Origin of the sequence: Streptomyces zaomyceticus (assembly GCF_014656215.1) — a bacterium.
GTDB lineage: Bacteria > Actinomycetota > Actinomycetes > Streptomycetales > Streptomycetaceae > Streptomyces > Streptomyces zaomyceticus.
The window spans coordinates 30761-43249 of sequence record NZ_BNBZ01000008.1 but is presented as its reverse complement, the minus strand read 5'-3'; the positions used below and the strand labels follow the sequence as shown (position 1 = coordinate 43249).

Below are 12489 nucleotides of genomic sequence, written 5' to 3'. Positions count from 1 at the left end.
ACATGTCCCGGCGGCCGGCCGCGTCTCTCGGCTGCGCCGAACCCACTTGGGACAGCCCCCCACCACCCACTGCTCAAGGAGAGCTTGTGCTCAGACGTTTCACGCGTCTCAGGCGACGGTCTTCCGCAGCCTTCGTCACCGCCGCGATCACCGCGGTACCCCTGGTGGCCGGAGCCCTTCCGGCCCAGGCTCAGACGGACCCCACCCCGCACTCCGCCTACCAGGCGAAGTCCGAGGGCAAGGTGCTCAAGCAGTTCGCCGACAAGAAGAAGGTGACTTTCTGGGTCACCTTCACGCAGGAAGCGGACGCCACGTCCGCCCGTGCGGCGAAGGGCAAGCCGGCCAAGGCCCGTGCTGTCTACCGGACGAAGACCGCGTTCGCCGAGAAGTCCCAGGCCGGGGTCATCGCCCTGGCCGAAGAAGCTGGGGCGACGTACCAGTCGTTCTGGATCTCGAACACCGTGAAGATCACCGGTGACCGGGCGCTGGCCGAGAAGATCGCGGCCCGCGCGGACGTGACCGCCATCGAGGCCGACGACCCGGTCGTGGTTCCCGACCCGCTGCCGGGCACCGAGGAGGTGCCCCGGGTCAACGCCGTGGAGTGGGGCGTCGACCGGATCAACGCCCCCAAGATCTGGAGCGACCTCGGCATCCGCGGCGAAGGCGTCGTCGTCGGCAGCATCGACACCGGCGTCCAGTTCGACCACCCCGCCCTCGCGTCGAAGTACCGAGGCCTGAAGATCGACGGCTCGTACGACCACGCGTACAACTGGTTCGACCCCGGCGGCACCTGCCCGACCTCCGCGCCCTGCGACAACAACGGCCACGGCACCCACACCGTGGGCACCATGGTCGGCGACGACGGCGGCAGCAACCGGATCGGCGTCGCCCCCGGCGCCCAGTGGATAGCGGCCAAGGGTTGCGGAACCAGCTCCTGTTCCCAGGCGGACCTGCTCGCCTCCGGACAGTGGATGCTCGCGCCCACGGACGCCTCCGGTGCCAACCCCAGGCCCGACCTCGCGCCGGACGTCATCAACAACTCCTGGGGTGCCGACATCATCGACACCTGGTACAAGGACCTCGTCCAGGCCTGGCGAGACGCGGGCATCTTCCCGGCCTTCTCCAACGGCAACAACGGAGCCGAGGGCTGCAACACCGCGGGCTCACCCGGCAACTACTCCAACTCCTACGCCTCGGGCGCGTTCGACAGCAACAACGCCATCGCGAGCTTCTCCTCCCGCGGCACCGGCGAGGACGGCATCATCAAGCCGAACATCGCCGCGCCCGGTGCCAACGTCCGCTCGGCCGCGCCCGGCGGCGGATACACCGTCAAGTCGGGTACGTCGATGGCCTCCCCGCACACCGCCGCCACCGTGGCGCTGATGTGGGCTGCCTCGCCCGCCCTCCGCGGAGACGTCGTCGCGACGGAGCGGATCCTCAACGAGACCGCGATCGACACCGCCGACCTGAGCTGCGGAGGCACTGCGGAGTTCAACAACGTCTGGGGCGAGGGGCGTCTGGACGCGCTCGCCGCGGTCGAGGCCAGCCCGCGTGGCGCGCTCGGCGCGATCGGCGGCAAGGTCGGCTCCGGCGGCTCCGGTGTCGCGGGTGCGACGGTGACGCTGGACGGACCGATGAAGTCCACGCTGACCACCGGCGTGGACGGTTCGTACGGCGTTCCCAAGGTCCTGGTCGGCGACTACAAGGTCACCGTCTCCAAGTTCGGCTACCACTCCACCGAGTCCACCGTCACCATCGTCGAGAACGGGACGGCGACCAAGGACTTCTCCCTGGAGAAGGCACCGGACGCCACGATCAGCGGCACCGTGCGGACCGAGGGCGGCACCGAGGCCGGTGCGACCGTCGTGGTCCAGGGCACCCCGGTGAAGACGGTCACGGCCGCCGACGGCACCTACTCGATGACGCTGCCGACCGGCGCGTACAACATCGCCGTCACCCCGGTCAGCCGCTGCGCCACGGCGACGACCGCGCGGGTGGAACTGACCTCCCCGATGGGCAAGGACTTCTCCCTGGCCAGCCGGGAGGACGGCTTCGGCACGACCTGCACGGTCGGCACGGCCGCCTTCCCTGCCGGTGACACCAAGCTCGCCATCGCCAGCCCGACGGCCGGCGCAGCCACGATGGACCTGCCGTTCCCGGTCGCGCTGTACGGCAAGACGTACCGTTCCGCCAACGCCACCGTGAAGGGCGTTCTCGCGTTCGGCACCCCCAGCATCACCTCGGCGAACGTCAGCCTGCCGTCCACCAGTGTTCCCAACGGCGTCCTCTACCCCTTCTGGGACAACCTGCAGATCGACACCGGCTCGAGCAACTCGGGTGTCTACTGGGCGACCCGCGGCACCGCGCCGCACCGCTCCGTGGTCGTCGAGTGGCGCGACCTGCAGTTCATCTCGGCCTCGGCTCAGCGGATCAGCTTCTCCGCGGTCATCGGCGAGGACGGCACCGTCTCGTACCACTACAAGGACATCGACGGCGGCACCTACGAGAACGGCTCCAGCGCGACGATCGGTGTCGAGGACCACACCGGCATGGACGCCCTGCAGTACTCGTTCAACCAGCCGGCCGTCGCCAACGGCCTGAGCGTCTCCTTCAGCACCGGCAGGAGCGCCGTGCTCGCCGGCAAGGTCACCGACGAGAATGACGGCAAGGCCGTCGAGGGCGCCACCGTCAAGGTCGGCAAGGGCGGCACCGACATCGCCACGGGCACCACGGGTGCCGACGGCAGCTACCTCCTCCAGGTTCCGGCGGGCAGCACGGAGGCGACCTACGACATCGCTGTCTCCGCGGAGCACTACACCGGCGCCACCGCGGCGCGCGAGGTGAAGGCACGCGGCATCGCCGTGGCCGACGCCGTCCTGAAGACCGCTCTGGTCAAGGCCTCCGCGGACCAGTACACCGTGGTCGTTCCCGCGGAGCAGACGCGCACCCGCACGCTGACCCTGACCAACGAGGGCATCGCCACCGCGTACACGGTGAAGGAGAAGGACTCCGCCGCCTGGGTCACCATCGCGGCCACCTCCGGCACCCTCGCCAAGGGCGCCACGCAGAAGGTGGGCCTGCTCTTCGACACCCGCGGCGCCACTCCGGGCACGGTTCTGTCCGGCACGCTCCTCATCACGTCGGAGAGCGGCCGGGTCCCCCTCATCGAGGTTCCGCTGAAGATCGTCGTCCCGGCCTACCAGGCGGCGCTCGACACTGGCGCCACCGGTTCGATCACGGACCTGCGGGGCGACGCCTGGGGTCCCGACCGGGCGTACAAGGCCGGCTCGTACGGCTACATCGGGTCCGGGGGGATGTCCAGCACGAAGAAGACGATCTCCGGCACGAACGAGCAGGAGCTCTACCGCACGGCCCGTACCGGCGCGCAGGAGTACCGCTTCGACAACGTCCCCGACGGCGTCTACCGCATCGAGCTGGGATTCGCCGAGGTCAGCGGTACCAAGCCCGGAGCCAGGGTCGTCGACCTGCTCGCCGAGGGCCGGGAGTTCGTGCCCAACCTCGACATCGCTCTGGAGGCGGGCACGTTCACGGCTCTGGACAAGACCATCACGGTGAAGGTCACCGACGGTCAGCTCAACGTCCGCCTGTCGGCGATCCACGGCAAGTCGCTGGTGAACTCCATCCGGGTCACCCAGCGGCCTGACCTGGCCGGCTGAGTCACAGCGGCCCGACGCACAGATCACAGCGGCCCGCCCGGTCTTCCTCCGGGCGGGCCGTCCCGCGTCGCCGCGTCGGAGGGTGGCGCCTGACGCTCCCGGCCTGGCGAAGGCGGCCACCGGTTTTCCAGGTCCACCGCGACGACCTGCGACAATGCCGGGATCCGGTCGGCGGAGGACGAGGACGAGGAGCGGACATGAGCCTGGAGGAGCTGGGACTCACGGCGGACGAGGACGCCGTCTATCAGGCTCTCGTGCGGCTTCCGGCGGCACGGCGCGCAGAGGTCGCCGACGCGGCCGCCCTGCCGGACCACCGGGTCGAGGACGCACTGAGTCTCCTCGTCGACCGAGGTCTCGCAGCCCTGACGACGGACGGCGAACGATACGCGGCCTCACCGCCGGCCGTGGCGCTCGGCGCCGAGCTCGCGGCCCAGCGCGAACGCCTCCTGCGGGCGGAACTGACCGTCACCCAGCTCGTCGAGGCGTACCGGACCGTCGACGTGGACCGGGCCGAGCGGGACCTGGTGGAGATCGTCCACGGGACCGCGGCGATTCGCCGGCGCCACCTCCAGCTCCAGCTGTCCGCGCGCAGCACCATCGACATCCTGTCCGCGGGGGATCCTCGCGCGGTCGCGCCCGACGACAGCCAGGAGGTGACGGCCATCGGTCGCAGCGTGCGGGTCCGGGCCGTCGTCGACCGCACGTTCCTGACCGAGCCGGGGGCGCAGGACCAGGTGGCGCAGTCAGTGGAGGACGGCGTGGAGGTACGCGTCGTCGACCGCGTCCCGTGCAAGCTCATCCTCGTCGACGGCGAGACGGCGATGCTGCCCCTGCGCTGTCACGGCGAGGACGTCGATCCGACGGTCGTCCTGCGCGACGGTCTCGCCCAGGTGGCGGCCGTGCTCTTCGAGCAGGTCTGGACGCAGGGACGGCCCTACCTGGATCCGCATCCCGCGATCGACGTGTTGGACACGCACATCCTGCGGCTGCTCCTGGCAGGGCTGACGGACTCCGCCGTAGCGGGCCAGCTGGGCATGTCCGTGCGGACCGTCCAGCGACGGTTGCAGGCCCTCATGGCACGAGCGCAGGTGACCACTCGACTGCAACTCGGCTGGCACGCCAAACACCACAGCTGGGTGTGAGAAACCGTGGGGCCGCCCCCCGGGCGGCCCCACGGAGTGTTTATCACTTCAGGAGGACCGCCCGGACGACCTCCTGCTCGACGCTCAGACCGCCCGGCGCCTCACTCGTCGCCCGCAGGGAGATCGAGGACGCGTCGTCCGGGCTCTGGAGGACCGTGGCCCACCGTCCTTCACCCGTCCGCTTCAGTGGAGCCGGTCGCCAGGTCGCCCCGTCGTCGTACGACACCTGGAGCGAGGCGGCGGTGGCCGCGATCTCACCGGTGTACGTCGTCGAGCGCAGCCCCAGGTCGAGACGGCGTCCCGCGCGCGCCTTCCCCTGGATGTCGGTGGCGACGTCGTAGTCCAGGTTCAGCAGCGGTACGTCGGCGCGGACGGCGCCGTTCGCCGGCAGGGGCAGGTAGTCGAAGCCCCACGCGGTGCGCGTGCGGGTCGACGTGGGCCAGGCCACGCTGTCCCGCTGCCCGGTGGCGACGAGCTCGTACCTGCCCTGCGGAGCGTTCCACGCCCGGCCGGACTGGCTGGTGGACGTGGCGACCTGCATGCCGTCGCGGTACAACGTGGTCTTCGTGCCCGTGCCCCCGACGCCCAGGTGGCCGTCGTGACCGCTGGACCACATGGCGACGTTCCACTGGAAGGTTCCGCTGACGTTCTGCTGGGCGACGTAGTTGGAGCCGGCGCTCAGGCGCGGCGCGGTGACCGGGGCGAACCAGGCGGCGCGGTACCGCTTGCCCGCGGTGTAGGAGGCGCTCACGTTCCGCTCGGCGAAGCCGGCTCCCGTACCCGAGCCTGCGTGCTGTTCGTACCAGGTCCCGAGGCCCGCGGGGTGCTGGGCCACGAACTCCGTGACCGTGCGGGAGTACCGCTCGTACTCGTCCGCGCCCACGGCCGGGCCCCAGGTCGGTGCGAAGTGACGCGAGCCCTGCCCCAGGGTGCCGGGGGTGGCGTTGTACGTGGTCTCGACACGTGCCAGGTCGTCGTTCGCGGGACGGTGAACGAGAGGGGTGTCCGGGATGGAGCCCTTGAAGGTCTGCAGCAGGTCGTAGGTGTAGTCCGGGTACTCCTTCTGCCGTACGTGCAGCTTGCCCCGTCCCGACCGGGCTTCGGCGATGAGCAGCTCACCGTCCCGCCGCATGACCGAGGCGACGGGCATGGAACCGCCCGCGGTGGCGGACTCGTAGAGTCGGCCCCGCGTGTCGTTGACGCTGATCAGCAGGGCGGCGCCGGCCTCGGAGGCGGCCCGCACACGCTCGGCGATCGGGACTTCCGTGCTGCGGTCGACGACGACGGCCTTCCCGCGGACGTCGAGCCCCGCGTAGTCGGCTGCCGAACCCTTCCCGGCGTACACCGTCCGCAGGGTGCTGGTGCCCTCGCGGAACGGGCTGTTGCGCTGCGCCGTGAGAGCGATCTCGCGACCGCTGCCGGTCTCGGCGTCCAGCGCCTTCTCGCGCATCCGCCAGTGGATCAGCGTGTCCAGCGAACCCTTGGTCACCGGCTGCGTGGGAGAGAGGTACAGGGAGTCGTACGCGGCCGGCAGGAGCAGGGCGCTGTTCCAGTTGAAGGCCGAGGTCACCGGGCCCGTCTCGTAGGCACGCGAGAAGTCGAGGATCGTCTGGGTGGACGTGCTCTCGCGCTCCGGAACGGCGTACGCGCGGCGCGCCCGGCTCGCGTCGAGACGCACCTCGCCGCTCGGGTGGGCCGCGTCGACCGTGGTCGTGGGATCGAGGAGCAGGGCCATGCCGAGCCCGTCGGAGGTGTCGCCCGGGACCTCCATGAACGACCAGGCGGTGTAGTCGCCCGGGGGCAGGCGCAGCGTGGTCTCACCGTCGACGTTGACGTACATCGGGTCGCTCCGGTGAGGACTGTTGACGACCACGGTGTCCCTGGCCGGCTTCCCGTCCCGGCCGATGACCTTGATCGTGTAGTCGTACAGTTCCCTCTCCTTGTACAGGGCGAAGCCTGTGTGGGCCACGACCTTGCCCGTGGCCGCGTCGGTGGCGGCGATCCTGCCGGAGAAGGTCGTGTCGACGGGCACCCGCGACGGATCCAGGGTCAGCGTGACCTCGGCGCTCCCACGGGCCGGCACGGTCACCGAGGACGCAGAGAGGCTGTAGGCGGAGTCCGCGGTGTCCAGGGCGAGGTCGAGCGTCACCGCGCCGTCACCGCTGTTGCGGTAGGTGACGGTGCGGGTGCTGGACACATCCCCCGTGTGGGGCCACTGGTAGACGGCGGCCGGAACCGATCCCGTCGCGTCGATGACGGTGTCCACGGCGGTCTCCACGTCCAGACGGCCCGTGCCCGTCTCGTACGGCTTTCCGTCCGTGGTGTGCGACGTGGACATCAGCGCGTCCTTGATGCGCTGACCGCTCCAGTCGGGGTGGCGCTGCTTGAGCACGGCCGCCGCACCCGAGACGTGCGGGGTGGCCATGGAGGTGCCGTTCATCGACCGGTACATGCCGCCGGACCACCCGGGCACGGACTGGGAGGCGGCGGCGAGGACGCCCACACCGGGGGCGGAGAGATCCGGCTTCAGCCCGTGCGAGCCGGTGAGCGGGCCCTGGCTGGAGAAGTCGGCGCGCTTGTCCTTCGCGTCGACGGCGGCCACCGTCAGGGCGGACTTCGCCGCTCCGGGCGCACCGATGCTGCCGGGAGAGTAGCTGTTGCCCGCCGCAACGACGTAGAGGGGGCCGCCGTCGGCCGACAGCGCGTCGAGTGCCAGGGACATCGGGTCGTCGCCGCCGGAGGGGTCGTTCGATCCCAGGCTCATCGACACGACGTCCGCGCCCTGTGCCCTGGCCCATTCCATGCCTGCGATGACTCCGGAGTCGGCTCCGGATCCGGAGTCGGCCAGCACCTTGCCGATCAGGAGGCGGGCGCCGGGCGCCACGCCCTTCTCCGCGCCGCCGGCCGCAGCCCCGCTGCCCCCGACGGTCGAGGCGACGTGCGTGCCGTGACCGTTGCCGTCGTCGACGCCCTCACCCGGTACGAAGCTCTTCGCCTCGTCGACCCGCCCCTGCAGGTCCGGGTGATCGAGGTCGGCGCCGGTGTCCAGCACCGCCACCTTCACACCGCTGCCGTCGAATCCCTTCGCCCAGGCTTCAGGAGCCTTGACCTGGGACGTGGACGCCGCGAGGGAGGCCTCGACCCGGCCGTCGAGCCAGAGCTTGCCGACGCCGCTCGCGGGACTCCAGGTCCCGCCGCCCGGGGCAATGCCCTGCCAGAACGCACGGGACCGTTCCTTGTCGACGCTCAGGACCGTGGAACGGATCGACGGCAGAGTCCGTACGGTCCGGGAGCCGACGGGCGCCGGCGGAGGCGTGGCGGAGCGGTTCACCGAGGACGGTGTCGCGATGAGCGGGACCGAGTCCGCCCGCGCGTCGTCGTACCCCATCGCGAGCAGATCCGTGACGTTGAACAGGCGAGGATCCACCCGTCCCGCCGCGAGCAGCGGCATCGCGTCCGAGGGCACGACGTAGGTGTCCTCACCTCGTGTGTACACCTGCACCGGGCCGGACGAATCGGCGGCGGGCTCGACCGTCACCACATCGCGGGAGCCGGGCAGATCGGTGAAGTGCACCACGTCACCGGTGACGAGGGTGATGTCGTGGGACCGGGCGGACTCCGGTGTGCCGTCCTCCGCGGCGCGGAGCGGCGGGGTGTCCGCCGATGCCGCGGAGAGGGGAGGCCAGCCGGCGAGGGCCAGGACGAGAGCGGCGGCCAGGGTGGACCGCCGGCGGGATATGGATCTCATGGCCCTGGTCTATCGGGTGGCGAAACACAGGCACAGTGGTACCGGATGGCAAGGTTCCGCCATGGCGGAAGTCGGACAGTCAAGGAGACCGCGTGTCCGGTGTCGCCCGGTCGAGCCGACGGCTCCGCGCCGTCCGTCAGCGGGCCGGCAAAGGGCTGGAGTCCTGGAGACCGCGCCCTGTAGCGGCCCGTGCCCGGCGCCAAGCCGCGGGGCGTGGCAGCGACGACAGGGCGGCGATCCGGCGTAGCCTGACCGGACCGGTCTCAGGGCCGTCGCGTAACCGGAGGGGACACAACGGAGCGAAATGTCTCTGAGCAGCAACAACTCGGGCGGCGAAACCACCCGCAAGCGCGCCCGCGCGATTCCCGCCCTTCTGGTCACCCTCGGCGTCGTCTTCCAGATCTTACCCCGGAACAGCTGACCGGAATGCCCGCGTTCGTCGTCGCCCCCCTCATGGCCGCTCCCTTCTACACCTGGTGGGGGACACTCTCCTTCGGTGTCGCGGGCATCGCGGCCGAGCTGCTGCTCAGCGTCGTCTCGGACAGCATCGGGGGTACCGCGGCAAACCAGGACCTCGCCACCCATCTCATCTCCATCGGATTCGCCACCGTCATGGCCGGCGTACTGAACCGCGCCGCCGTACGAGTCCACGCCCAGATCACAGCGGCCAGAGGAGTGGCCGAGGCGGCGCAGCGCGCCGTCCTGCCGGCCGCACCCGAGCACATCGGCGAACTGCGCCTGAGCACGCACTACGAGACCGCCCAGCAGGACACGCTCGTCGGCGGGGACCTGTACGCAGCCCGCGCAACCCCGCACGGCACCCGGACCATCGTCGCCGACGTACGCGGCAAGGGACTGGAAGCCATCGAGACCGTCTCGATCATCCTCGGCGCCTTCTGGGAAACAGCCGACCGGGCAGCCACCCTCACCGAGGTCGCCAACGACCTCGAACGCGCCCTGGCCCGCGAAACCGCACGACGCAGCGGCTACGGCGACGCCGAAGGCTTCGCCACCTGCCTCCTCACGGAAATCCCTGACGAACCCGGCACCCTGCGCACCATCAACCTGGGCCACCCACCCCCACTGCTGCTCACATCCGACGGAACGGCCTCGCTCCTCACACCGAACGCCTTCTCGGTCCCCTTGGGACTCGCCCCACTCGCCTGCGGCGAACCCGCGGAAGACCACTGGGACTTCCCACCAGGGGCCATCCTGCTGATGTACACAGACGGCCTCTCGGAGGCCCGGGACCAGATGGGCCGGTTCTACGACCCCGTCCAACGCCTCACCGGACGCACGTTTCCCACACCCCAACGCCTTCTCTCGGCTGTGGTGAAGGACGTCCGCAGCCACACGGGCGGTCACCCCACCGACGACATGGCCCTGCTCGCCGTGCAGAGCCCGTCCAACAGGACGACGTAGACATCCTGGCGAGGCGGTGGCACCCACCACCATGCCGCCGCCCCGGTGCGGCTCAGCCCCGCTACCCGCCTCCGGGGAAATGGCGGTGACGACCCGACACACCCGAGGCCCGCCCTTCAGGTCCGTCCCCGAGCTGGACGGCTTCGGCCCGGTAGCGGAGATCGACGCCCGCTCAAGCAATCTCGAGCGTCGCCGCGGAGCGGGTCAGTGTGAAGCAGGGCGCGGAGTTCCGGCGTTCAGGCAGACGGCGCTGGACGCCGGGTCGCCCCGGAACCGGGTGGCGGGCCGCTGTCTCCGCGCGGTGTCCCGGGCGACGGTCCGGGCACCTGAGACGATTGCGTGGGCGAGGATCAGTGCGCCGGTCAAGTGGTGCCGTCGCCCGCGGCCTGCGTCCTGATCGGGCACGAGTCCGATGCTGGCGCACAGGAGGCTGCACTCGTGTCCGGGCTCCTGCCGCCGCGTCACGCTTCGTGGAGCGCGGACGCCGCGCGGATCCGGGACGTGTGGCCGCCCAGTGGGCCGGCCGGATCGGGAACGGCGGCGCTCCGAGGAAGGGGACCGCTCACGCTTAGGCCACCTGCTTCAGATCGGCGATGGCGGCGAGAGACAGGCCCATCTCCTCGTGCAGGAATCGCACGATGGTCCAGTGGGGCAGCGCACCCTCGTCGAAGGGCCCGAATTCACGGCAGTACAGGGGGATCCAACGCAACGCCTCTTCCAGTGCCCGTTCCCGACCCGGCTCTTGCTGGTAGTCCTCGTAGGCGATGCTCCGGTGATGGATGAAGAATCGCCCGGGGAGGCGCTCCTCGCACAAGGTGCGGTATTCGCGTGTCTGCAGGATGAGGTAATGCCATATCTCGTCGATTTCCTGCTCGACCGGGAGGAAGAGTCCGCTGAGCTGTTCCCGATGACGGGAGACGAGGTAGAGGTAGCGCAGGCACTCGGTTATCTGGCGCTCCACGAACTCCACCGGAGCGTCCGGAGTCCCGTCCGTGAAATGCCGCACGATCTCCGCGTGCAGCGACTCCCCGAGGAGGCTTTTCATGTCGTAGGTGGAGAGGGTTCGACCGCTGGTCATGGTGCTCCGGTTCCTGAGGAAAAGGAAGTCAGAAGAGAAAGGGGAGAGGGAATCCGTCGGTGAGGTCAGGCGCCGCCGGCGGTGAGCCAGGCGTACTTCCCGGACTTCCCGATGGGAATGTGGGTTCGGTGCTCGATTCGGCAGCGACGACCGGTCAGTTCGTCGAGCCCCTGCCGCAGCGCCTCCGCCTCCCCGGTTCCGACGGGCTCGCCGGTGAACGTCGTGTACAGGAGAGTGGCCTCCTTGTCGCCGTGGACGTCGAGCCGGTGGACGAAGACCGCGTCGGACGCGTCGCCCACGAGGCGGTCGAGATCGCCTTGGGCGACCGGTCCCTGCGGTGTGCTCAGCAACTCCTTCACCCGGCCGCAGAACTGGACGATGGTCTCCGGGTCCGGCTTGCCGTCCGACGTGCGCACGCAGTCCCCCGTCCGGTAGCGGACCAGCGGCATGTAGGGGTTGCGCACACTGGTCACGACGAGCTCGTGGATCGTGCTTCCGTGGGCCACCGGGAGGAGTTCGACGCTCATCCCGTCGAGGTGGGGCCGGTACCGGCCGTCACGGTCGCTGAAGTACAGGTAGCCCAGTTCCGTGCTGCCGAAGAGGTCGATGACGGGACAGTCGAAGTGGGCGCGCAGGTAGCGCCGTACGTTCACCGGGGTGTACTCGTAGGCGTGGATGATGCTGGCGGGCGGGGGGAAGGCGTCCCACAGGTTCCAGGCCAGGGCCTTCCGCACCAGATGCGCCAGGTGGTAGCCGGAGCAGTCGAGGTGGTAGAGCCCCTGGGGGTGGTCTCTCCGCGCCCGATCGATCTCGTCGAGCATGCGCAGCACCTCCCCGCGGTCCCATGTCGCCGGATCGAGATGGAGGTTGAGGTAGCAGGTGCGCTCGTCCAGCCAGCGGTCGTCGAGGGTGAGTACGGGGCCGGGCTCGACGCCCCGCCGGGCGGCGTTGATCCTCGCCACGTGCTCCGTCGCGAGCACCGTGGTCAGGGAGACGCGGCGGCAGCCCGACCGCCACGTCTCGGCGATGTCGGGGTGGCTGCTCCACAACTCGTAGTAGGAGCGCAGCAGGAAGTACGGAGGCCGGATGATCCGCATGCGCGCGTGGTTGGTCCCGGTGGACAGGACGAACTCCGCCTCACCCGATGCCAGTGCCGCCGCGAGTCGGGGCGTCATCCAGTTGTCGGGGAAGCCCCGCGCGATCTCCGGCTTCTCCAGGAGGGGGAAGTACCCCTCGGCCAACGCCTTCTGGTAGATCGGTATGTCGCGAACATGCTGGATCACCGTGTCGGTCGGCTGGCCCTTCATTAATTCCTTCTCATGTTGCGCATGGTTGAATCGGAACGGGGCAGGGGATCGGCTGTCGGGGCGCCCGGAGCGTATCGGGGCAAGCAGGGGAACCTCCCGCGAATTCGCCCCGGGC

The 12489-nt window shown here is 70.1% G+C and carries 6 protein-coding genes; 3 read left to right on the top strand and 3 right to left on the bottom strand.

Annotated features, from left to right (window positions below; translation table 11 throughout):
* Window positions 1-86: 86 nt before the first annotated feature.
* Together IE311_RS13245 and IE311_RS13240 are read left to right on the top strand one after the other, a co-directional pair.
* Window positions 87-3677: a S8 family serine peptidase gene (locus tag IE311_RS13245; RefSeq protein WP_229901896.1), complete on the top strand. Its 3591-nt coding sequence runs from the start codon at window positions 87-89 to the stop codon at window positions 3675-3677.
* Between the two features lie 197 nt (window positions 3678-3874).
* Window positions 3875-4819: a helix-turn-helix domain-containing protein gene (locus tag IE311_RS13240; protein ID WP_189831834.1), complete on the top strand. Its 945-nt coding sequence runs from the start codon at window positions 3875-3877 to the stop codon at window positions 4817-4819.
* A 43-nt stretch (window positions 4820-4862) separates the two neighbouring features.
* Here the strand turns inward: IE311_RS13240 and IE311_RS13235 are convergent, their stop codons facing one another.
* On the bottom strand, window positions 4863-8567 hold the full coding sequence (locus tag IE311_RS13235; protein WP_189831833.1) for a S8 family peptidase: 3705 nt from the start codon (window positions 8565-8567) through the stop codon (window positions 4863-4865).
* Between the two features lie 426 nt (window positions 8568-8993).
* Here IE311_RS13235 and IE311_RS13230 point away from each other — a divergent pair, with 426 nt between their 5' ends.
* The gene (locus IE311_RS13230) at window positions 8994-9989 is read left to right on the top strand and encodes a PP2C family protein-serine/threonine phosphatase (protein WP_189831832.1); all 996 of its coding nucleotides are present in this window, start codon (window positions 8994-8996) and stop codon (window positions 9987-9989) included.
* A gap of 568 nt (window positions 9990-10557) precedes the next feature.
* On the opposite strand, the gene IE311_RS13225 is transcribed toward IE311_RS13230, so the two are convergent.
* Both IE311_RS13225 and IE311_RS13220 read right to left on the bottom strand, forming a co-directional pair.
* Window positions 10558-11067 carry a glycine-rich domain-containing protein gene (locus IE311_RS13225; protein ID WP_189831831.1) on the bottom strand — a complete coding sequence of 170 codons (510 nt, stop codon included), beginning with the start codon at window positions 11065-11067 and terminating at the stop codon, window positions 10558-10560.
* A 65-nt stretch (window positions 11068-11132) separates the two neighbouring features.
* Window positions 11133-12374, bottom strand: a complete 1242-nt coding sequence (locus IE311_RS13220) for a phenylacetate--CoA ligase family protein (protein WP_189831830.1) — start codon at window positions 12372-12374, stop codon at window positions 11133-11135.
* Window positions 12375-12489 lie beyond the last annotated feature (115 nt).